Below are 20,492 nucleotides of genomic sequence, written 5' to 3'. Positions count from 1 at the left end.
GCGCATGAGCGTCACCCAGGCACTTCTCGGCCCGCTGCTGGCGAGCGGCGCACCCAAACCGCTGATCACGCACTACGACGACGCCACCGGCGCTCGCATCGAGCTCTCCCGAGCCACCACCGCGAACTGGGCGGCCAAGACGGCGAACTGGCTGGTGGACGAGATCGACCTGGAGCCGGAGACGCCGGTCTCGGTGTCGCTGCCCGCGCACTGGCAGACCGTCGGCGTGCTGCTGGGCGCCTGGTGGGCGGGTGCGCACGTGACCGACGAGCCCGCGGGCACCGAGGTCGCGTTCGTCCCGGCCGCCGACCTCGCGCGCGGCGACGGCGCGCACGTGGTGGCCGCCGTCGGCCTGGACCCGATGGGGGCGCCGGTGCGCGGCCTGCCCACCGACGCCGTCGACTACGTCTCGGACATCCGCGTGCACGGTGACGACTTCAGCCCGATCACGCCCGTCGCCGGGGATTCGCCCGCGCTGCTGGGCAAGTCGGTGGACGAGGTGCTGGAGCTGGCGAAGCGCCGCGCGGGCGAGCTGGGGATCGGCCGCAGCGACCGGGTCCTGTCCACCGTGGACTGGACGTTGCCCGACGGCGTCGTGGACGGGCTGCTCGCGGTGCTCGCCGCGGAGGCCGCGCTCGTGCACTGCACCAACCCGGACCTAGCCAAGCTCGACAAGCGACGCGCCGACGAGCGCACGACCGTCGAGCTCGGGCTCTGAGAGGCCCCTCACACCACGCCCGCATCAGTTACCTACTCGTGGGTAACATCGAGGGATGCGTGCTGCGCGGTCACTCTTCCGCACCGAGGGCGAGCTCTTCGTGCCGAACGAGGCGTCCGGGAACCCCTGGGGCGAGCTGACCGGGGGCGGCCCGGTCGCCGGCCTGATCGCCCGCGCCGTCGAGGCGGCCAAGGACGACCCGGACCTGTTCGTCGCCCGGCTCACCGTGGACCTGATGCGCCCGGTGCCGCGCGTCCCGCTGTCGATCGAGGTGCATCCGCTGCGCACCGGCAAGCGGCTCCAGGTGGTGCAGGCCGGGCTGCACATCGACGGCCGGCTGCACACCAACGCCACCGCCCACCTGCTGCGACGCTCCGACCTCGACGGACCCGCCCCCGAATCCGCGGTGCCGTTCGACGGCCCCGACGGCCTGGAGGACCGCACGCTGCTCCCACCCGAGCTGGGACTGCGCTGGGGAGTGCACGACGTGATGCAGGTGCGGTGGATAGCCGACCAGTCGGCGACCGGCGTCAGCCGCGCGTGGATGCGGATGCCGCTTCCGCTGCTGCCGGGTGAACCCCTCAGCCCGCTGTCGCACGTGGCGATCCTCGCCGACGCGATCAGCGCCGCCAGCCCGGTCGGCGAGCTGTTCGGCCCCTGGATCAACACCGACGTCTCGCTCTACCTGCACCGCGAGATGCGCGGCGAGTGGCTCGGCATGGAGATGCGACGAGACGTCCAGCTCACCGGGATCGGCACAGCCCACGCCCGCCTCTACGACACCGAGGGCCCCATCGGCACGGCCCAAGAAGCAGTCATGGTCAACCAACTCGGCTGACCCCGGCCCACGGCAAGCGGCCCCTCACACCACCGGCGCAACCCGACCACGATCCGAATCCGGAAAACCGCCGTGAACAAGGACCGGAATACCGCCGCAATCCGGACAACCCGGGACCGTCCAGAGGCGCCGCGGTCACCTGGCATCCCGGATTTCAGTGGAAACCCGGGTTCCGATTTCCACTGAGATCCGGCAGAGGACTTCCACTGAAATCGGGAACTCGGCTGGGGCCCAGCCGGACGCGTGGAACTGCCGTCATCCGGTGGCTGAATGCCGGGGTGCTCCGGGGGTTTGGTTCGGTGGGTGGTCGCGCTCGGGCGCGGGTCAGGACTGGTTGGCCTTGGACTGGAGGGCTGTGTGCTTTTCGTGGACCAGGGTTTCGAGGTTCGCCTGGAAGTCGGCCATCTGGTGGCGGAGGCGGGTGCCCAGGTCTCCGGAGTCGGTGGCGAGGGTGCGGACCGCGAGGAGGCCCGCGTTGCGGGCTCCGCCGACCGAGACCGCGGCGACCGGGACTCCCGCGGGCATCTGCACGATGGAGAGCAGGGAGTCCATGCCGTCGAGGTGCTTCAGGGGCACCGGGACGCCGATCACCGGCAGCACCGTGGCCGAGGCGACCATGCCCGGCAGGTGCGCGGCGCCGCCCGCGCCGGCGATGATCACGCGGATGCCGCGGTCGGCGGCCTCGCGCGCGTAGTCGAGCATCCGCTGCGGCGTGCGGTGCGCGGAGTAGACGCCGACCTCGAAGGGGACGTCGAACTCGGCGAGCGCCTCACCAGCCGCCTGCATCACCGGCCAGTCGGAGTCGCTGCCCATGATCACGCCAACGAGCGGCTGCTCACTCACGCGGACCTCCTGGAATGTCGAAAGCTGCTGGACGTCAGTGGATTTCGTGGCCGTCGAGCCACTCGCCCGCGGAGAGCCAGTGCGCCGCCAACCGTGCCTGCTCGCGGACCTCGGCCATGTCGTCGCCGAGAACGGTGATGTGGCCCAGCTTGCGGCCGGGGCGCTCGCTCTTGCCGTAGAGGTGCACCTTGGCGTGCGGGTAGCGGGCGAACAGGTGGTGCAGCCGCTCGTCGACGCTCATCGCCGGCTCGACCTCGGCGCCCAGCAGGTTCGCCATCACCACGGCGGGCGCGGTCTGCTCGGTGCTGCCCAGCGGGTAGTCGAGGACCGAACGCAGGTGCTGCTCGAACTGGGAGGTGCGGGAGCCCTCGATGGTCCAGTGCCCGGAGTTGTGCGGGCGCATCGCCAGCTCGTTGATCACCAGCCCGTCGGCGGTCTCGAACAGCTCCACCGCGAGCACGCCGGTGACGCCCAGCGACTCGGCGACGTTGAGGGCGATGTCCTGGGCCCGCTCGATGAGCTCCGGCGAGGCCTCCGGGGCCGGGGCCAGCACCTGCACGCAGATGCCGTCCTCCTGCACGGTCTCCACCAGCGGCCACACCGCGCCCTGACCGAACGGCGAGCGCGCGACCAGCGCGGCCAGTTCGCGGCGCAGCGGCACCCGCTGCTCGGCCAGCAGCGGTGCGCCGCCGTCGAGCAGCTCGGAGACGGTGCGCTCGGCGTCCTCCGCGGAGTCGAGCATCCACACGCCGCGACCGTCGTAGCCGCCGCGAGCGGTCTTGAGCACGCACGGGAAGCCGTGCTCGGCCCCGAACTTCAGCACGTCGTCGACCGAGGTGATCTCGGCGAACGGCGGCACCGGCAGGCCCAGCTCGGCGAGCTTGCGACGCATCACCAGCTTGTCCTGGGCGTGCAGCAGCGCGTCGGGGCGCGGCTGCACCGACACGCCGGCGGCCTCCAGCGCGCGGAGGTGATCGCCGGGAACGTGCTCGTGGTCGAAGGTGACCACGTCGCAGCCCTGGGCGAAGGTCTTCAGCGCCTCCAGGTCGGTGTGGTGGCCGAACTCGACGTTCGAGGCCACCAGCGCAGCGGACTCGTCCGCCGAGTTCGCCAGCACCTTCAGCGACTGCCCGAGCGGAATCGCCGCCTGGTGCGCCATCCGGGCGAGCTGGCCACCGCCGATCATGCCGACAACTGGGGTTCCGGTGCGCTGGTCCACCCGCCCAGCCTAAGGCGGCGCACCCCTCACACCTGCACCGGGACGGACTAGCGCGACCTGGTTCACAGCGGTCACAACGCGGCGAGCAACCGGCACACCTCCGCGTGATCGCCCGGCAGCGTCTCCTCCTGGAACCGGATCTGGCCGCAGTCGCGCAGCGCCGGGTCCGCGGCCAACCGGTTCTCGATCATCCATTGCGCCTGCTGGCAGCGGCTGCGCAGCTGCGGCGTGCGCGGGGCGAGGATCGCCGCCGTGGCCGCGCGCAGCAGCGCCGTGGTCTCGCCCGCGTCGAAGACCGCGCGCAGCACGTCGGCGATGAGCACCATCGCGACCATCCGCGGGTAGCCGTCGGTGGACACGCCCAGCATCACGGTGATCAGCGCGTAGTCCTCGTCGGCGGTGGAGTCCCGCGAGCTCGCCTCCCGGTAGACCTCGTGCAGCCGGGTGCGCAGGTAGGCGGCGGTGTTGAGCCCGGTCAGCGGGTCCTCGACCTCGCGGCCGACCGCCATGCCGCTGACCGCGTCCGCCCAGCCCAGCGCCGTGATCCGGATCAGCGATGCGGGCACCGCGTCCGGGTCGGCCGAGACCAGCCCGTCGGAGTCCCCGCCGGCCACGGCGTGCAGGGCGGCGAGGTCCTGCAGCGTTCCGGACAGTCCGACACCGGATTCCGCGCGCGACGCGCCCAGTTCGGCCAGCGGATCGGACAGGTCGTCGCCCGCGACGACGGCCGCGCACACGGCCTCGACGGCCGAAACCTCCCAATCGCTGGGAAACGGCCACCCCGCTGCTAGGCTCGCCGTCCGCCAGCGCGAGCGCACCGCTCGCTCCAGCGTCCGCACTGCCGACGCGTCACACCTCAGTGGCCAGTCCCGCATGCTCAACGTCCCTCCCCATTGGGCCTACTCGTGAGCGGGACGAAGCAGACGGTCGCCCATGACGGTGGACTCGCTGGCTTTGCCCATACGATTCGGATCACAATGTTCGGCGAATTCCACATCAGGTGGTTTTCGCCAACCGAGCTCCCAGGTAGGACTGACGAGGACATGCCCCCTGCGGGGAGGAAGGTGCGGCGTGGCGACTGTTCCGGCAGAAGTCGAGAGCCCCAGCGACGGTGAGCTCCTGGAAGAGGTGCGCGGCGGTTCGTCGCAGGCCTACGGCGAGCTCTACGAGCGGCACGTGGCGGCGGCCTACAACATGGCCCGCCAGGTCGCCAAGTCCGCGGCCGAGGCCGACGACCTCGTCTCCGAGGCGTTCGCCAAGGTCCTCGACACGCTGCGCGAGGGACGCGGTCCCACCACGGCCTTCCGCGCCTACCTGCTGACCGCGCTGCGGCACTGCGCCTACGACCGGACCCGGCGCGAGCGCAAGGTGCAGCTGGCCGACGACGTCGCCGAGGTCTCCGGGGCCGACGTCAGCGTGCCGTTCACCGACACCGCCGTCGACGGGTTGGAGCGCACCCTCGCCGCGCAGGCGTTCTCCCGGCTGCCGGAGCGCTGGCAGACCGTGCTCTGGCACGTCGAGATCGAAGGGCAGTCGCCCGCCGAGGTCGCCCCGCTGCTCGGGCTGACGCCCAACGGCGTGTCCGCGCTGGCCTACCGCGCCAGGGAAGGGCTCCGGCAGGCGTACCTGCAAGTTCACCTCGGTCAGCTGGAAGCCACCGGCTCCGGTGTGGAGCAGTGCCGGGCCGCCGTCGACAAGCTGGGCGCGTGGACCCGGGGTGGCCTGTCCAAGCGCGAGACCGCGCAGGTCGAAACCCATCTCGACACCTGCGACCGGTGCCGGGCGCTGGCGGCCGAGCTCGCCGACGTCAACGGCGCGCTGCGGGTCATCATCGCGCCGCTGGTCCTGGGCGTCACCGCCACCGGCTACCTCGCCGCGGCGTCCTCCGGCGGCACCGCTGCCGGGGCGCTCGTCACCGGTGGCGCCGCCGGTGGTGCCGGTGCGGCCGCCGGGGACGCGGCCAGCTCGGGGCCCCGCCAGGCGGTGACCGCCGGTGTCGCGTCCGCCGTGCTGGCCGCCGCGATCGCGGTCGCCATGACCTCCGGCGCCGACCAGTCCATCCCGGTCGCGCAGGCACCTGCGGCTCCGCCCGCCGCGGAACCGCCCGCGCCGGCACCGGCTCCCGCGCCACCTGCGGCGCCCCCGGCCGCACCGCCTGCGGCTCCCGCTCCGGCGGCTCCTCCCGCGGCGCCGCCCGCCGCTCCCGCACCCGCACCGGCGCTCGCCCCGCCGCCTCCTCCGGCCGTGACGCCTTCGCTCAACGCGACCGGCCCCTCGCAGCCGTTGCAGCTGGTCGCCGGGGGTGCGCCCGTGTCGGTGCCGATCCGGGTGACCAACAGCGGAACCGGTCCCTCGGTGCCGCTCACCTCGACGATGGCGCTGCCTCCGGGCGTGACCGCGCAGCTCCCGGCGGCCGTGTCCGGCCCGGCGAGCACCGCGCCCCAAGCCGCGTCGACCACGCCCGCGAGCACGTCCCCGCAGAGCGCCTCGGTGCGGACCCAGGCGGCCGGTGCTCCGGCCGTGCGCTGCAACGGTTCGAGCGGCACCGTCACCTGCACCACCGACCGGGGGCTGCGGCCCGGCGAGTCGATGGTCTTCGACTACCTGGTGCGGGCCGACGAGTCGGCGACCGGCGGCGAGATCACCGTGTCCATCAGCGCCGGTGGCCAGATCGACCTGCGGCTGCCCGCGGTTCCGGTGATCGTGCAGCCCGCGCCGCAACCCCCACCGCCCGCACCGCCCGCACCGCCGAAGCCCGTGGACCGGGTCGATCTCCACGCCTGGGCGTGGGACCAGCCGTGGATGGACATCAGCCGGGTCGCGATCGGGGTCCGCAACACCGGCACCAGCACCGGTCGCGCGGAAGTGGTGGCCGAGCTGCCCGAGGGCGCCGAAGCCGAGGTCGTGCCGACCGGCTGCACCGCCGTCGGTCGAATCGTCACCTGCGCCGAAGACGATCTAGCGCCGCGCGAGGGCTTCTACCGGGAGCTGTGGGTCTCCAGCGACCGCGATCACCCGGGCCACCCGTGGTGGCCGGTGCACGACCCGGACGCGGTGGCCGTCGAAGGACGTCACCGGCACGACGTCTGGGTTCCGATCACCGCGACGCTGGGCGAGGCGACCGACCGGCAGGCCGTGGCGCTGCACCTGTGGTCGCCCTGGTGGCCGCCGAAGCCGCCGGAACCGACCCCGCCGCCGACCAGCACCGGCACGACCACGTCGACGACGACCAGCACCCGGCCGGACTGCCCGCCGTGGTGGCCGCCGGGCCACACCGGCGAGCCGCCGCGACCGCCCGGCCACGGGCACGGCAACGGGCACGACCGGCCGTGGGAGCACGGGCACGGGCACTGCCGCCCGCCGTCGCACGAGCGCCCGCTCCCGCCGCCGCAGCCGTCGCCGACCGCGGTCCCGCCCACGACGACAACAGCACCGCCGCCGACGACGACCACGACGACGCCGAGCCCGACTCCGAGCTCGTCGTCCACGCCGCCGTCGACGACGACCGCACCGCCGCCGTCGTCCACCACGTCGCGCCCGACCACGTCGAGCACCACGACGTCGAGCACCACCACGTCCGGTTCCTGACCTGCTCAGCGCTCGTCCCGGCCTCGATCGGCGATCCGATCGGGGCCGGGACGAGCGGCCGGAAGTGAGGTGGCGAACTCCGGTCCTGGCCCAGGGACGCGCGGCCCCTCCGTAGACTTGGGGGGTGTCCGTTGCAGATTCGGTACTCGCGCGGGTCCCGCAGCCGTACCGGGCTTTCGCGTTGCGGTACCGCGAGCTGCTCAAGTTCGGGGTCGTCGGCGCGATCACCTTCTTCATCGACACGGGCATCTTCTACGCGCTGAAGCTGACGATCCTCTCGCCGAAACCCGTGACCTCGAAGGTCATCGCGGTGCTGGTGGCGACGCTGGTGTCCTACGTGCTCAACCGCGACTGGTCGTTCCGCACGCGCGGCGGTCATCGCAGGCACCACGAGGCGACGCTGTACTTCATCATCAGCGGCATCGGCGTCGGCCTGTACTCCGCGCCGCTGTGGGTCTCCCGCTACGTGCTGCACCTGCAGACGCCCTACACCAGCAGGCTGATCGAGGAGATCGCCGACTTCACCTCCGGGCAGATCGTCGGGCTGCTGCTGGGGATGGCGTTCCGCTGGTGGGCCTTCCGCAAGTGGGTCTTCCCCACCGACCACGAAGAGGACACCCCGGAGAACGACCCGGCGCTGGCCCGCTGAGCTCAGCGCGGGGTGGGTTCCGGCTTCCACAGCAGGCCCAGCACGTCGTCGGCGCGCGCGACCCGGAGGAACACCTCGAACATCGCCGGACGCGCCTGGCTGAGCTCCAGACGACCGCCGTCGGCCTCCACCAGCGCCCTGGCCAGCGCCAACCCGACCCCGGTGGAGCCGTGCCCGGAGAAGCCGCGCTCGAAGACGTGCGGCACCAGCTCGTCCGGCACGCCCGATCCAGCGTCGGAGACCTCGATGAGCACCGTGCCACCACCGTGCCTGGCGGTGAGCGTGACCGGGCCTTCTCCGTGCCGCAGCGCGTTGTCCAGCAGCACCCCGATCGCTTCCCGCAGCCGCGCCGGGGTGGCGCGCGCCAGCAGCTCGTCACCGATCTTGAGCCGCAAGGTGCGGCCCTGGTTGCGCAGCGGTTCGCGCCACTCGTCGGCGACCTGGTTGAGCAGGCTGGTCACGTCGAGCGGTTCGGCGTCGCGGGCGCGCGCGGCGGTCGCCGCCGCCAGCAGGTCGTCGAGCACCGCGGAGAGCCGCTCGGCCTGCTCCAGCGCGGCGCCCGCCTCCTCGGAGACGTCGGCGTCGTCGACCGCTGCCAGCGCCTCCAGCCTCAGGTGCAGCGCGGTCAGCCGGCTGCGCAGCTGGTGCGAGACGTCCCCGACGAGCTCGCGCTCCCGCTGCACCAGCTGGGACAGCGCCGCGCCGGAAGCGTCCAGCGCGTCGGCGACCCGGTCGAGCTCGGGCACCTCGTGCCGCTGCGGATCGGGCCGGAAGTCACCCGCGCCGAGCCGCGCGGCCCGCGACGCGACGTGGCGGAGCGGATCGGCGAGCCGTCGCGCCGTCACCGAGGCGACGATCATGCCGGTGCCCGCGGACAGGACCACGAGCATCAGCACCAGCCCGGCGACCTGGAGCTGCTGGGTGCGCACCGGAGCGCTGGGCGCGGCGATGGTCACCGTGCCGCTCTGCACCATCGGCACGCTCTGGACCAGCGGGTCCTCACCGGGGTCGGGCCCGTAGACGTAGTCGTGCGCCTGGGTCCGCACCACCAGGCGAGCGCCCTCCGGGACCGCCAGCCGCACGGCGTTGAGGTCGATCGGGCGCTGGTTGGCGACCTGCTCGTCGAGCAGCGTCGCGATCTGCTGCGCCCGCGTCGACAGGTCGGCGCCGGTGAGGTCCTGGACGAGCTTGAGCGCGCTGAAGCCCAGCGGGAGCCCCAGCACAACGGTGGTGACGGCCACCGCCAGCAAGGTGGCCTGCAAGATCCGGCGGCGCATCTGCGACTAGTCCGAGTTGAAGCGGAAGCCGACGCCGCGCACGGTGGCGATGCGGGTCTCGTCCAGCCTGCCGTTGCTGTCGCTGAGCTTCCGGCGCAGCCACGAGATGTGCATGTCGAGGGTCTTGCTGCCCTTGCGGTCGGACTCCGGCCAGACCTCCTCGAGGATCTCCTCGCGGGTCACGACCTGGCCCGCGTGCTGCATCAGCACCCGCAGCAGCTCGTACTCCTTGTTCGCCAGCTGCACCTCGTGCTCGTTGACCAGGACCCGGCGGGCGGTCAGGTCCAGGCGCACCCCGGAGGCCTCCAGCGTTTCCGGCGCGCCCCGGCGCAGCAGCGCGCGGATGCGGGCCATCAGCTCGGCGAGGCGGAACGGCTTGGCCACGTAGTCGTCGGCACCGGCGTCCAGGCCGACGACGAAGTCGACCTCGTCGGTGCGCGCGGTGAGCATCAGGACGGGGAGCCCGCGGCCCTGCGCGCGCAGTCTGCGGCACACCTCCAGGCCGTCCATGTCCGGCAGTCCCAGGTCGAGGACCAGCAGGTCGACGCCACCTTCGGCGGCGGTGTGCAGCGTCGACGGACCGTCGGCGATCACCTTCACCGCGTAGCCCTCGCGTTGCAGCGCCCGGGACAGCGGCACCGCGATGGCCGGATCATCTTCTGCCAGCAACACCACGCTCACGCGTCCCAGACTAGAGCCTGCGCGGAAGGTTCTTCGCCCAGCGGTGCGGCTCGGCGGAACCGGAAGACTCCGCGGATCACCGCCCTCGCCAGGTCACCGGGGGCGACGGACTAGGGTCTGGGGACGTGACCAGCGATCTCGATCTCGCCCAGCAGCTGGCCGATGTTGCCGACTCGATCACCACGGCGCGCTTCCGCGCCCGCGATCTCGGCGTCGACCGCAAACCCGACCGCACCCCGGTGACCGACGCCGACCTGGCCGTCGAGGACGCCGTGCGCGAGGTGCTCGCCGAGCACCGTCCCGGTGACGTCGTCGCCGGTGAGGAGCGCGGCGGCACGACCGGCGACGGCCGCGCCTGGGTGCTGGACCCGATCGACGGCACCAAGAACTTCCTGCGCGGCGTGCCCGCCTGGGCCACCCTGATCGCGCTGGTCGACAACCAGCGCCCGGTGGTCGGCATGATCAGCGCCCCGGCCCTGGGCAAGCGCTGGTGGGCCGCAGAAGGCGAAGGCGCCTGGTGCCGGACCGGTCAGGGCGAGCCCGAGCGGATCTCGGTGTCCGGGGTGCGCGACACCGCCGACGCCTACGTGTCCACGACGCACCTGGGCACCTGGGTGGAGCACCACTCGCGGGAGTCCTACCTGCGGTTGATCGACGCCTGCTGGGAGAACCGGGCGTTCGGCGACTTCTGGCACCACTGCCTGGTCGCCGAGGGCGTCATCGACATCGCCGCGGAACCGATCGTCAACCCGTGGGACGTGGCGGCGGCGCAGATCCTGGTGGAGGAGGCCGGCGGCAGGTTCACCGACCTCTCCGGCGCCGCCCGCTACGACGGCGGCAACGCCCTGTCCACCAACGGGCACCTCCACGACAAGGCCCTGCACCTGCTGGAGCGCTGAGAACTGTTGGGGAATCACCTTGCTCGGCGGTAGCGGAACCTGAGGCGGCCCTCCTGCTCCGGGCGCGCCGACCCATGCATGCCAATGCACCACGCCGACACGTCCTCACAGGAGAACCACCTCAGAACCCGCGGCGGTGCGAGCTGAGTCCCACACCTGAAACAGCGGATACCGCCGCATTCCTCACCAGCCCTGAGCCGATGGTTCTGCTTGGCGGGTGAGGAGTCTGGCGTAGCCGACTCCTGCGGTGAGCAGGATGAGCCCTGCGCACAGGAACGCGATGACGCGGGCGAAGCCGTCGAGCGTGGCCAGGTCGAACAGCAGCAGCTTCGCCAGCGACACGGCCGTGAGCACGAGGCCGCCGATGCGCAGGTGCCGCACCGAAACCCCGCGCAGCAGCAGGGCGATCGCGAGCACCACCCAGCACAGGGTGATCAGGATGTGGCCGGTCAGGAACGCTCCGCGCGACTCGCTGACCAGCAGGCACGCGGCCATCGTGGCGCTCGCGGTGCCGTACAGCAGCGCCAGCGCGGCCGAGGCCCACAGCGGCAGCGAGGCCGGCAGGCTCGCGACCTTCCCGATCCGCACCCCGGCGGTGGGCAGCGCGACGGCCACCGCTGCGATCAGCAGGCCGGCGAGGAGACCGGCCACGCCGGTGCCCTCGTCGTCGGAGAGCAGCAGCGCGCTGATCGGCACCTCGTTGGCCAGGGCCAGGAAGAACCCGAACACCGCGTAGCAGGCGGCGCCGAGCAGGATTCCGCCGCGCCGCAGCAGGTGTCCGGCGGCGGTCAGCAGCAGCGCCTCGCACAGCAGGCCGGTGGCCCAGCTCGACGCGTCCAGAGCCGTGATCGTCGCCTGCCCGGTGGCCACGACGGCCACAGCGCCGACGGCGGCCAGGAAGCGGCCGGGCAGCCAGGCGGCGAAGGCGGGCAGGTAGCGGCCGACGGCCCAGATCGCGGCCAGCAGCAGCGCCATGCCCGCGCCGGTCGCGGTGGCCTCGGCGCGTTCCAGCAGCATCGGACCGGCGAGGAACGACGGGGTCGGTGCGGCGACGAGCAGGCCGATGGCGGTGCGTTCGGCGGCGGGCCGGAACCCGGCCGTCACGGCGGCGATGACGACGCCCAGCACGGCGGCGACCAGGATCGCGGGCACCAGCACGGGGTTCGGGAAGGCCAGTCCCCAGAACGCGCCGACCAGCGCGGCGAGCACGGTGGGGATGCCGGCGGCGAGCGCGAGCCCGCCCCAGCCGCGTCGCACCTGGACGGGGGCGGCGGCGACCTGCAGCAGCACGACGAAGCCGATCAGCAGCGCGTCGGCGCCCTGGGTGATCATCGGTGCGCAGATCGCGGAGCCGAGCACGACGCCGATCGCCAGCGGCTGCGCCTGCCAGCGGTCGGCGAGGACGAGTCCGCCGATCGCGACGAGCAGACCGGTGCCCAGGCCGGCGGGTGCCGGGAGGTAGCCGTAGAGCGCGGTCGCGGCGACGACGTCGAGGAACAGGGCCGCGAAACCGGTGGTGGCCAGCGCGATCGAGGCGATGCGCTGCTCGGCGGCCTTGCGGTACACCCACCCACCGGCGGCGATCAGCAGCGCGGCCAGCGCGGCTCCCCCGGAGACTCGCGCGGCCGGGCCCAGCCAGTCCTGCTGGACGGCCAGGACCAGCAGGAACACCACGCCGAGCAGGGTGACGCCGCCGCCGACCCAGGCCAGCACGCGGCTGGGTTCGAGGTTCGGCCTGATCCGGCGTCGAGGCTCGGCCACGGCCCGCGTCGGGTGGGAGGGGAGCGGTTCCGCGGGCGGCTGCTGCGGCGCGGCCGGTTGCGCGGGAACTTCCTGGGGCCGGGTGGCCGCTTCGGTCTGCAGCACGCTGCCCAGGTACGACAAGCGCTGCCCGATCGCGGCGAGCTCACCCGCGACCAGCTGAAGGGTGTCCCCCTGGTGCGGTTGCGACATGCCGACATGCTCCAGCCAACAAGCCACCCGAACATCCGTAGCACTACTCAGATGCCAAAGGCCACATACCCGGTTACCGGATACCCGGATGCCAACACCCGTCAGGCAAGCACCGAAGGTGCTTTCTCACTACCCCCACAAAGCAACCGGCACCGCCGCGGGTTCTGAGCGGCTCTCTGGGGAGGACAGCCGTAGCGCCGTGTATTGGACATACACAAGTCTCGGATCCCGGAGCCAGAGAGCCGCTCAGGTTCCGCTTCTGGCACCGCAAAGCAACAAGACCACTGAGTAGTTGCAGTAAACCGGCCGAACACTCAGGTTCCGCCACTCACCCGGCGAAAGGGACCACGGATCAGTTCACCGAACAACAGGAGTCCCCTGCGGAGGAGTGTTGGTGACGTCGACCGGCCCGACCACACCGCGCAGGGCCTGAGTCCAGGTGAGCCGCCCGAACAGGTAGAAGCAGGCGACCTGCTCGTTGCTGAAGCTGGCCCAGTCGTAGCGATTGCCCTGCTCGCGCCAGAAGACCTCCCAGCCGGGGCCGTTCTCGGACTCCGTGCGCAGCAGGCACCAGGCGTCGTCGGCTTCGGCGCCGATGGAGACCAGTTCTTCCGGGACTCCCATCGCGATCAGCCAGCCGAGTACCGATTCGCTGTTCATCGCGGGCTCTCCTGTTGCCGATCGTGCTGGTCCGGGGGCGGTTCGCCGTCGGTGGTGCCGGTGAGCACCAGGCGCAGCGTGGAGGCCTCCGACAGCTCCCGTGACTTGGTCAGTTCCACCAGGTATCCGAGTCCGACGAGGTCGGCGGCCGGGTAGGTGGTGCGGTAGCAGACTCCGCGGCCGGGCTGCTCGAACCACGGCGCGGCCACCGACCGCCAGACGGGGAGCGGCCGGAGCAGCCGGTAGCGCCGGTAGTCCCGCTCGGCGTGGGCTGGGGGCAGCGAGCGGTGCGCGAAAGGCGTTGCGGCGGCGCAGAAGAGCCGTCCGTCGCCGGTGCCGAACAGGTCGATGACCGCGTCCGGTTCCAGCACGACGGCCTCACCGGGTTCGAACCCGCCTTCCGGGAACTCGTCGGCTCGCGGCCAGCGGTGCCGGGTGTGCTCGCCGTCGCGGATCTCGTAGCGGCGTTCCCAGTCGAGTTCGCTGAGCTCGCCGAGCGGTTCGTGGGTGGCGAGCAGTTCCTCCGGGGGTTCGGCGGGTTCCGGGGGTTCGGCGCGGTTGCGGCGGGCTTCTTCGTAGAGCGCGGTGTTCTGGGCGCGGCGCAGGGCGTCGGTGTCGTCGACCAGGTCGGAGCGGGGGTGGTCCTGCGGCGGGAAGTTCAGCCCTTCGCGGTTCTCGGGCGCGTCGTGCACCGGCAGCTGGCGGCTGGCCTGGTCGGCGGCGACCGGCATGTAGCCGATCGGGAACTGGTGCAGCACGAAGGCGACCACGTCGGCGTTGCGGGGGCCGTGGCGCAGCGGTCGTTGCTGCGGTTCCGGGGCGGCCGGGGACTGCGGCGGCTGGGCTTGCGGCGGCAGCGGGCGCAGTGCTCCGCGCTGGACCTGCTGGTGTGAGGCGGGCTGGTGCTGGACGTGCTGGGGCTGGCCGCCCGGCGGCTGCGGTGCGGGTCCGGCCTGCCCGAAGGCCATCGGTGCCCGGTGGACCGGGGGTGGTTGCGGTGGGCGCACGGCGGCCACGCCCTGCTGGGGCGGCGGGGCGGCGGGTCCTCCGGCGACGGCGTAACCGCCCTGCTGCTGCAGCGGCGGGGGCTGGGGCGTGAATCCCGGTGCCGGTGCCTGCGGCTGCTGGCCGGGCGGGGACGCCCAGGCCGCGTGCGAGGCCTGGGGTGCGGTGTTGGGCGCGTCGTCGGGACGCCACCCGGCGTGACCGCCGGAGCCGATCACCGGGATCGGTCCGGTTCCGGCTTCCGCCATCCCGGGCTGCCAGCCCGGCGCGGGCGGAGCGGCGGGAGCGCCGAACCCACCTTCCGGAACCGCTTCGCGGACGGTGTCATGGGCACCACCGACTGTTTCCGCCACGCCACGTTCCGCTTCTTCGATCACAGCACCGACATCACCGGGTTCCGCATCGTCCACTGCGGATTCCGGTTCCAGCGTATGGCCTGCTGCCGCGCCGACGTCCGCCAGAGCACCGGAGGTCTGCTCCGCCGCTGCCGGGACGCCGGAGTCGAGCGCGGTGGACAGCGTCTCGTGGACGCGGGCGACGTTGGCGGCCGCGCCGCTGAGCGCGGTGTCGAGACCGGCCAGGGCCTGCGGGTTTCCGGTCGCGGCGGCTTGTTCGGCGGCGTCGGTCTGCTTGGCGAGCGAGACGAGTTCGCGCACGAGCTCGACCTTGGCGGTGCTGATCTGCTCGGCCGCGTGGTCGAGTCGATCAGCGTTGGCCCGGCACTGCTTCGCGGTGGCGGGAAGCGGTCCGTCGTCGGCGATGAAGCCGTTCCACTCCCGGCCCGCGGCCTGGGCGGCTTCGCCGTCGAAGGAGTTCAGGGCGCCTTGCGCGACGGTGTCGGCGTCGCGGGTGAGCGCGTCGAGGGACGTCGCGGCTTCGCGCCAGGCGGTGGCGGAGTCGCGCATGAGGTCTTCGTCGGCGGCCGGCCAGCGGGCTCCGGCGCGGGCGGCGACGTCGCGGAGTTCCGGCGGGAGTTCGATGCCCACGCCGTTCACCCCTCTCCGGTGAGCCGGCGGAGTTCGTCGGCGTTGTCGGCGTCGGTTCGGCGCGTGGTCCGGGCGGTGTCGGCGAACTTCTGGCCGAGCGCGCGCAGTTCGCCGGGTAACTCGCCCGCAGCGGCCAGGGCGGCGCCGGAGCGGGGTGCGTGGGCTGCGGCGAAGCGCTCGCCGAACTCGTCGTCGCCCCAGCAGGCGCCCGCGGATTCCACGGCCTGCCGCACGGTGTCGACGATGCGTTGGGCCTGACCGGCCAGGTCCTCGAACTCACCTGCCCGTTGCGCCAACCGCTCGGTGTCGGTGCGGAAACCGCCCATGGTCACGTCCGTCCCGTCGGGCCCTGCTGCAGCCAGCTGGTGTCCGAGAAGTCCTCGTCGTCGGCATCATCGTCGATCCGCCGCGAATCGTTGCGCGACACCGGTTCCGGGGGCGGCCCGAGCAGCAGTTCCGGGTCGGTGCCTGCGGGCAGCACGTCGGAGAGCACGGACGCGGCGCGTTCGGCGGCGGCGCGAGCGGCCTCGGTGCTGAGCCGGACGATCGTGGCCGCGAGCTGCGCCGGACGCATCCGCTGCGTCGCGTCGTCGGCGATCTCCAGTTCGCGCAGCGCGCCTTGCGGGCCGACGACGACCCGCACCCGGCCGTCCTCGCTGCTCGCGGTGGCGGTGACGGCGGCGAGGTCGCGCCGGGTGTCGGCCAGCCGCTCCCGACTCCGCCGGTAGTCGGCCATCAACTCTTCCACTTGAGACCTGTGGTCGGTCGGCACTGCCGCTGCCCTCCCCTGCCGCGTGCGTCGACGCCCCTGGTGGTGGGACGCGCGGACGTTTCGATGGTTCCACGCGCGAGGCCGCTTTTCACCACCTCCGGTGCTGATCGCCACCGAAATCGCCGGTCGCGGGGGGGTGCTTGTGAGGACCCTCTCAACGCCGTCCGCGCTTGTCAGCTGCGAAGATGGCGTCATGGCCACCATCGCGTACGAGGACCTGACGCCGGGGCGGACGTTCGATCTGGGCAAGACCGAGATCGACCGCGAGGAGATGCTGGAGTTCAACGCCCGCTTCGACCCGCAGCCGTTCCACCTCGACGAGGAGGCGGGCCGCAACTCGGTGCTGGGCGGCTTGTGCGCTTCGGGCTGGTTCACCGCGTCGCTGTGGATGCGCGCCTACGTCGATCACGTGCTGGCCGATTCGACCTCGCAGGGGTCGCCCGGCGGCAACGAGCTGACCTGGCTGGCCCCGGTGTTCCCGGGTGACGTGCTCCGGTTCGGCATGGAGGTCACCGGCCAGCGCCGTTCGCGCAGCAAGCCGAACCTGGGTCTGGTGGAGATCACCGGCACGGCCGATCGCGGTGGTGACCGGGTGCTGCGCTTCAGCTTCGTCGGGATGTTCGGGACCCGCGAGCAGGACTGACCTCAGGACGGTTCGTGGCGCGCGTTCTCGACGCGCAGCCCCGCCGTGACCGCTGCGTGGACCGCGCGGGCCAGGGCCGCTCCGACGCGGGAGCGGGGGCCGCCGTAGGGCTCGGGGTCGCCGTCGGCCGGGCAGAGGATCGCCGTGGCGTCGGTGACCGTTCCGGTGCCCGCGACTCCGGATTCCAGCAGGGCTTGGGTTTTGGCCTCCGCGACGGTCGCGACGGCGTTCACCAGCGCGGCTTCGCTCAGGCGCACCGGTGACCAGCAGACCGCGTTGATCGTGCCCGGTGCCCAGGCCCGCTCGTCGGCGGGTGCGGCGGCCCAGACGGGCGCGTTGGCGCCGGTGGTCACGCCGGCCCGGACGCCGCCGTCGGTGGCGGTGACCTCGTGCCGCACGTCGACCGCGGTGAGCAGGCCGATCCCCTCGCCGGTCAGGCCGAGTCCGGCCGCCATCTCACCGGCGTGCGCCGACGGGTCGGGGTGGTCGTAGTCGGTCACGACGGTCGCGTTGAACACCCAGTCGCGCAGGCCGATGCCGCCGCCGCGGGGAGCGGAGGAGATCGCCAGCCACTGTCGGGGGCAGCGCCAGACCAGCACCGGCCGGTCCTGCACGGCGTGCAGGACCGGGTTCGGCGCGGTCACGAGCTCAGTGCCTTGACCACCCGCGAGGGGCTCGGACGGCCCAGCTGCTCGGCCATCCAGACGCTGGTGTCGACGAGCTTGCCGAGGTCGACCCCGTGCTGGATGCCGAGGCCGTCGAGCATCCAGATCAGGTCCTCGGTGGCGAGGTTGCCGGTCGCGGACTTGGCGTAGGGGCAGCCGCCGAGGCCACCCGCCGACGAGTCCACAGTGGACACGCCGTGGCGCAGCGCGGTGGCGGTGTTGGCCAGCGCCTGGCCGTAGGTGTCGTGGAAGTGCACGGCGATCCCGTCGACCCCGACCCCGGCCGCGACGAACGCGCGGAGCAGGGCCTCCACGTGGCCGGGCGTGGCCACGCCGATGGTGTCGCCGAGCGAGAGCTGGTGGCAGCCCATCTCCAGCAGCCGCTTGCCCGTCGCCACGACCTGCTCGACCGGGACCGGGCCTTCCCACGGGTCGCCGAAGCACATCGACAGGTAGCCGCGCACGGCGATCCCCTCGCCGACCGCGCGCCCCACCACCGGCTCGAACATGGCGAACTGCTCGTCGAGCCCGCTGTTGAGGTTGCGCTGCGCGAACGTCTCCGACGCGGCGGCGAAGATCGCGATGTCGCGGACCTTCGCGTCGAGCGCGCGATCCAGACCGCGCTCGTTGGGCACCAGCACCGGGTACCGCACGCCGGGGACCTGGTCGAGCCCGTCGATCAGCTCGGCGGCGTCGGCCAGCTGCGGAACCCACTTCGGGTGCACGAAGCTGGTCGCCTCCAGGACGGCCAGGCCTGCGTCGGCCATCCGCCGCAGGAACTCCAGCTTCACCTCGAGCGGGACGGTCTCCTTCTCGTTCTGCAGGCCGTCGCGCGCGCCGACCTCCCAGATCGTCACCTCGGCGGGCAGTCCCGCCGGCTCCGGTGAGGCGACCCGCATCGGCAAGCCCAGCTCACGTGGTCCCATCTCAGCCCTCCTGCGCCCGATGTTCAGCACCATCGCCAACCTCGCGGTAGAGCAGCGTCTGCACCTGCTCGACCTGCGGGATGTCATCGAATTCCAGCGGCTCGTCCGACGCCGACTCGACCACCAGCGTGCCGCAGCCGAAGACGCGGTCCACCAGACCGCGCCGGAAGCGCACCGAGTTGATCCGCCACATCGGGATGTCGATCCCGGACCTGGTGAACACGCCCTCGCGGACCATCAGCCGGTGCGTGGTGATCACGAAGTGCGTGGTCCGCCAGCGGGCCAGCGGGGCGAGCGTGAACCAGACGATCAGCACCAGGCCCACCACGCCGAGCGCGATCCACACCGGCAGCCGCCACGGGGTGGTCGCCACCAGCGCCGCCAGGTAGGAGGCGCCACCGACCACCACGAACAGCACGAGCACCGGGCCGAGCAGCATCTTCCAGTGCGGATGCTTGTGCACGACGACGTTCTCGTCGTCGTGGAGCAGGCCGTCCGGGTAGGCCACGGTTCCCCTTCCTCAGCCCTGAAGCCGGTCTGCGAATCACGTTACCGGCCGCGCCCGGGCGTGGAGAACGCTCTCAGCTCCTGCGGACGTGCACCACGTCACCCGCGGAGACGGCCGTGGTCCGACCGGTCTCGGTGCGCACCACGAGCCTGCCGGTGTCGTCGACGTCGACGGCCTCGCCGTGGAGGTCGCCGTCCCCCAGGTCGACCCGCACGCGCTGCCCGAGGGTCCGGCACCGGTCGCGGTAGCGGGCGAGCAGCCCGGTGGACACCACGTCGCCACCGGCGTCGCGCCACAGCCCCTCGACCTCGGCGAGCGCGCCGAGCAGGTCCGCCGCGAAGTCCTCGCGGTCCACGTCGGCGCCCTCGGCGGCGAGCGAGGTGGCGGGCAGGCCGCCCGCGCCGGTGGGCAGCTCGTCGCGCTGCTGGCGGACGTTGACCCCCATGCCCAGGACCAGCGCGATCCCGTCCGGACCGGCGACCGCCTCGGAGAGGATCCCGGCGCCCTTGCGCCAGTCCTCGTCCGAGCCGAGCAGGAGGTCGTTGGGCCACTTCAGGCCCGCGGGAACACCGGTGGTCCGCTCGACGGTCTCGGCGAGGGCGACACCGGCGATCAGCGGCATCCACCCCACCGCCGACGGCGGAACCCCGGGACGCAGCAGCACGCTCACGAACAGCCCGGCGCCGCGCGGCGAGATCCACTGCCGCTGCAACCGCCCGCGTCCGGCGTTCTGCTCCTCGGCGATCAGCACCGTCCGGTCGGCGGCGCCGCGAGCCGCGGCGGCGGCCAGGTCCGAGTTCGTGGAGCCGGTCACGGCCACCACGTCCAGCGCGGAATACGGTCCTCCGTCGACCAGCCGTCGGCGCAGCCGGTCCCCATCGAGCAGAACTTCAGCACTCACCCGCTCAGCCTATGCGGCTCCGCTTCCCACCACGTCCGGCGGCGTGGGAGCACGCACTAGCATCGGGCGCGTGCGCTTCGTTCTCGCTTCCGCCTCGCCCTCCCGCCTCTCCGTGCTCCGCTCCGCCGGGATCGAACCGCTCGTGCAGGTCTCGGGCGTCGACGAGGACGCGGTGGCCGCGTCGCTGACCGATCCGGCTCCGGCCGAGCTGGTCACCGCCCTGGCGCGGGCCAAGGCCGAGGCGGTCGCCGCCGAGTGCGCGGAGCCCGACGCGGTGATCGTCGGGTGCGACTCGATGCTGCTGCTGGCCGATGGCGAGATCGTCGGCAAGCCGGGCACGCCGGAGGTCGCCGCCAAGCGCTGGGCCCAGAACTCCGGCAGCAGCGCCGAGCTCCTGACCGGGCACGCGATCATCCGGGTGCGCGACGGGAAGATCACCGACCGCACCTCCGGCCACCTGGGCACGACGGTGCACTTCGGGACCCCCACCGAGGACGAGATCAACGCCTACATCGCCACCGGCGAACCGCTCAACGTCGCAGGCGGTTTCACCCTGGAGGGCTTCGGCGGCTGGTTCATCGAGGGCGTCGACGGAGACCCCTCCAGCGTGCTCGGCATCAGCCTCCCCCTCACCCGCAAGCTCCTCGCCGACCTCGGCCTCACCATCACCCACCTCTGGACCACCCCCGCCTGACCACCGGCCCCAACCGGAACCCAAACCCCAGATCCCCCGGTGACCCCCGGTCCCGGCCTCTGACCCC

General features: G+C 72.6%; 21 protein-coding genes. 7 read left to right on the top strand and 14 right to left on the bottom strand.

The window, feature by feature from the left end; translation table 11 throughout:
• Positions 1-4 precede the first annotated feature (4 nt).
• Together KBO27_RS14360 and KBO27_RS14355 are read left to right on the top strand one after the other, a co-directional pair.
• Entirely contained in the window at positions 5-718 is a 714-nt protein-coding gene (locus tag KBO27_RS14360; protein ID WP_210970503.1) for a TIGR03089 family protein, read from the top strand.
• Between the two features lie 55 nt (positions 719-773).
• Positions 774-1,556 carry a thioesterase family protein gene (locus KBO27_RS14355; RefSeq protein ID WP_210970502.1) on the top strand — a complete coding sequence of 261 codons (783 nt, stop codon included), beginning with the start codon at positions 774-776 and terminating at the stop codon, positions 1,554-1,556.
• A gap of 324 nt (positions 1,557-1,880) precedes the next feature.
• Here the strand turns inward: KBO27_RS14355 and purE are convergent, their stop codons facing one another.
• The 3 genes from purE to KBO27_RS14340 all read right to left on the bottom strand — a co-directional run bounded on the left by purE (position 1,881) and on the right by KBO27_RS14340 (position 4,457).
• Complete coding sequence (gene purE, locus KBO27_RS14350; RefSeq protein WP_210970688.1) at positions 1,881-2,369, bottom strand: 5-(carboxyamino)imidazole ribonucleotide mutase; 489 nt, start codon at positions 2,367-2,369, stop codon at positions 1,881-1,883.
• Positions 2,370-2,433: 64 nt separating this feature from the next.
• Positions 2,434-3,618 carry a 5-(carboxyamino)imidazole ribonucleotide synthase gene (locus KBO27_RS14345; RefSeq protein WP_210970501.1) on the bottom strand — a complete coding sequence of 395 codons (1,185 nt, stop codon included), beginning with the start codon at positions 3,616-3,618 and terminating at the stop codon, positions 2,434-2,436.
• A gap of 71 nt (positions 3,619-3,689) precedes the next feature.
• On the bottom strand, positions 3,690-4,457 hold the full coding sequence (locus tag KBO27_RS14340) for a hypothetical protein (protein WP_307870411.1): 768 nt from the start codon (positions 4,455-4,457) through the stop codon (positions 3,690-3,692).
• Between the two features lie 232 nt (positions 4,458-4,689).
• On the opposite strand from KBO27_RS14340, the gene KBO27_RS14335 reads away from it, so the two are divergent.
• Together KBO27_RS14335 and KBO27_RS14330 are read left to right on the top strand one after the other, a co-directional pair.
• The gene (locus KBO27_RS14335) at positions 4,690-7,206 is read left to right on the top strand and encodes a sigma-70 family RNA polymerase sigma factor (protein ID WP_307870410.1); all 2,517 of its coding nucleotides are present in this window, start codon (positions 4,690-4,692) and stop codon (positions 7,204-7,206) included.
• 124 nt (positions 7,207-7,330) lie between these two features.
• Positions 7,331-7,855: a GtrA family protein gene (locus KBO27_RS14330; protein ID WP_132672487.1), complete on the top strand. Its 525-nt coding sequence runs from the start codon at positions 7,331-7,333 to the stop codon at positions 7,853-7,855.
• 2 nt (positions 7,856-7,857) lie between these two features.
• Here the strand turns inward: KBO27_RS14330 and KBO27_RS14325 are convergent, their stop codons facing one another.
• Positions 7,858-9,132, bottom strand: a complete 1,275-nt coding sequence (locus KBO27_RS14325; protein ID WP_132672488.1) for a sensor histidine kinase — start codon at positions 9,130-9,132, stop codon at positions 7,858-7,860.
• A 6-nt stretch (positions 9,133-9,138) separates the two neighbouring features.
• Positions 9,139-9,813, bottom strand: coding sequence for a response regulator transcription factor (locus KBO27_RS14320; protein WP_210970498.1), 675 nt, complete (start codon positions 9,811-9,813; stop codon positions 9,139-9,141).
• Between the two features lie 125 nt (positions 9,814-9,938).
• On the opposite strand from KBO27_RS14320, the gene hisN reads away from it, so the two are divergent.
• Positions 9,939-10,712: a histidinol-phosphatase gene (gene hisN / locus KBO27_RS14315; protein ID WP_210970497.1), complete on the top strand. Its 774-nt coding sequence runs from the start codon at positions 9,939-9,941 to the stop codon at positions 10,710-10,712.
• Positions 10,713-10,895: 183 nt separating this feature from the next.
• Here hisN and KBO27_RS14310 read toward each other — a convergent pair whose 3' ends face one another.
• The 5 genes from KBO27_RS14310 to KBO27_RS14290 form a co-directional block, all read right to left on the bottom strand.
• A complete protein-coding gene (locus tag KBO27_RS14310) occupies positions 10,896-12,665 on the bottom strand; it encodes a DUF2339 domain-containing protein (RefSeq protein ID WP_210970496.1) in 1,770 nt (589 codons plus the stop codon).
• Positions 12,666-13,022: 357 nt separating this feature from the next.
• Positions 13,023-13,325: a hypothetical protein gene (locus KBO27_RS14305; RefSeq protein WP_132619158.1), complete on the bottom strand. Its 303-nt coding sequence runs from the start codon at positions 13,323-13,325 to the stop codon at positions 13,023-13,025.
• Positions 13,322-15,316 carry a TNT domain-containing protein gene (locus KBO27_RS34575; RefSeq protein WP_210970495.1) on the bottom strand — a complete coding sequence of 665 codons (1,995 nt, stop codon included), beginning with the start codon at positions 15,314-15,316 and terminating at the stop codon, positions 13,322-13,324. Before KBO27_RS34575 ends, KBO27_RS14305 begins: the two co-directional genes overlap by 4 nt.
• Before the next feature lie 5 nt (positions 15,317-15,321).
• Positions 15,322-15,642, bottom strand: a complete 321-nt coding sequence (locus KBO27_RS14295) for a hypothetical protein (RefSeq protein ID WP_210970494.1) — start codon at positions 15,640-15,642, stop codon at positions 15,322-15,324.
• A gap of 2 nt (positions 15,643-15,644) precedes the next feature.
• Positions 15,645-16,052 (bottom strand): YbaB/EbfC family nucleoid-associated protein, encoded by a 408-nt coding sequence (locus tag KBO27_RS14290; RefSeq protein WP_246537255.1) that lies wholly within the window; start codon positions 16,050-16,052, stop codon positions 15,645-15,647.
• A 229-nt stretch (positions 16,053-16,281) separates the two neighbouring features.
• Here KBO27_RS14290 and KBO27_RS14285 point away from each other — a divergent pair, with 229 nt between their 5' ends.
• The gene (locus KBO27_RS14285; RefSeq protein ID WP_132686570.1) at positions 16,282-16,731 is read left to right on the top strand and encodes a MaoC family dehydratase; all 450 of its coding nucleotides are present in this window, start codon (positions 16,282-16,284) and stop codon (positions 16,729-16,731) included.
• A gap of 2 nt (positions 16,732-16,733) precedes the next feature.
• Here KBO27_RS14285 and KBO27_RS14280 read toward each other — a convergent pair whose 3' ends face one another.
• The 4 genes from KBO27_RS14280 to KBO27_RS14265 all read right to left on the bottom strand — a co-directional run bounded on the left by KBO27_RS14280 (position 16,734) and on the right by KBO27_RS14265 (position 19,731).
• Positions 16,734-17,375: an adenosylcobinamide amidohydrolase gene (locus tag KBO27_RS14280; RefSeq protein WP_210970492.1), complete on the bottom strand. Its 642-nt coding sequence runs from the start codon at positions 17,373-17,375 to the stop codon at positions 16,734-16,736.
• Positions 17,372-18,322 carry a hydroxymethylglutaryl-CoA lyase gene (locus tag KBO27_RS14275; RefSeq protein ID WP_210970491.1) on the bottom strand — a complete coding sequence of 317 codons (951 nt, stop codon included), beginning with the start codon at positions 18,320-18,322 and terminating at the stop codon, positions 17,372-17,374. The genes KBO27_RS14280 and KBO27_RS14275 overlap by 4 nt, the downstream gene beginning before the upstream one ends.
• 1 nt (position 18,323) lies before the next feature.
• On the bottom strand, positions 18,324-18,830 hold the full coding sequence (locus KBO27_RS14270) for a PH domain-containing protein (RefSeq protein WP_210970490.1): 507 nt from the start codon (positions 18,828-18,830) through the stop codon (positions 18,324-18,326).
• 73 nt (positions 18,831-18,903) lie between these two features.
• Positions 18,904-19,731, bottom strand: a complete 828-nt coding sequence (locus tag KBO27_RS14265) for a biotin--[acetyl-CoA-carboxylase] ligase (RefSeq protein ID WP_210970489.1) — start codon at positions 19,729-19,731, stop codon at positions 18,904-18,906.
• A gap of 70 nt (positions 19,732-19,801) precedes the next feature.
• Between KBO27_RS14265 and KBO27_RS14260 the strand changes: the two genes are divergently transcribed.
• A complete protein-coding gene (locus KBO27_RS14260; RefSeq protein WP_210970488.1) occupies positions 19,802-20,425 on the top strand; it encodes a Maf family protein in 624 nt (207 codons plus the stop codon).
• Positions 20,426-20,492: the final 67 nt, after the last annotated feature.

Source organism: Saccharopolyspora endophytica (genome assembly GCF_018070075.1).
GTDB lineage: Bacteria > Actinomycetota > Actinomycetes > Mycobacteriales > Pseudonocardiaceae > Saccharopolyspora > Saccharopolyspora endophytica.
This window is presented reverse-complemented; position numbering and strand designations above follow the sequence as displayed.

Excerpts from the sequence above, each read along its gene's own strand:
- KBO27_RS14360 (WP_210970503.1), top strand. The coding sequence starts at position 5 with ATGAGCGTCACCCAGGCACTTCTCGGCCCGCTGCTGGCGAGCGGCGCA.
- KBO27_RS14355 (WP_210970502.1), top strand. The coding sequence starts at position 774 with ATGCGTGCTGCGCGGTCACTCTTCCGCACCGAGGGCGAGCTCTTCGTG.
- purE (WP_210970688.1), bottom strand. The coding sequence starts at position 2,369 with ATGGGCAGCGACTCCGACTGGCCGGTGATGCAGGCGGCTGGTGAGGCG.
- KBO27_RS14325 (WP_132672488.1), bottom strand. The coding sequence starts at position 9,132 with ATGCGCCGCCGGATCTTGCAGGCCACCTTGCTGGCGGTGGCCGTCACC.
- KBO27_RS14310 (WP_210970496.1), bottom strand. The coding sequence starts at position 12,665 with ATGTCGCAACCGCACCAGGGGGACACCCTTCAGCTGGTCGCGGGTGAG.
- KBO27_RS14305 (WP_132619158.1), bottom strand. The coding sequence starts at position 13,325 with ATGAACAGCGAATCGGTACTCGGCTGGCTGATCGCGATGGGAGTCCCG.
- KBO27_RS14295 (WP_210970494.1), bottom strand. The coding sequence starts at position 15,642 with ATGGGCGGTTTCCGCACCGACACCGAGCGGTTGGCGCAACGGGCAGGT.
- KBO27_RS14290 (WP_246537255.1), bottom strand. The coding sequence starts at position 16,052 with ATGGCCGACTACCGGCGGAGTCGGGAGCGGCTGGCCGACACCCGGCGC.
- KBO27_RS14285 (WP_132686570.1), top strand. The coding sequence starts at position 16,282 with ATGGCCACCATCGCGTACGAGGACCTGACGCCGGGGCGGACGTTCGAT.
- KBO27_RS14275 (WP_210970491.1), bottom strand. The coding sequence starts at position 18,322 with ATGGGACCACGTGAGCTGGGCTTGCCGATGCGGGTCGCCTCACCGGAG.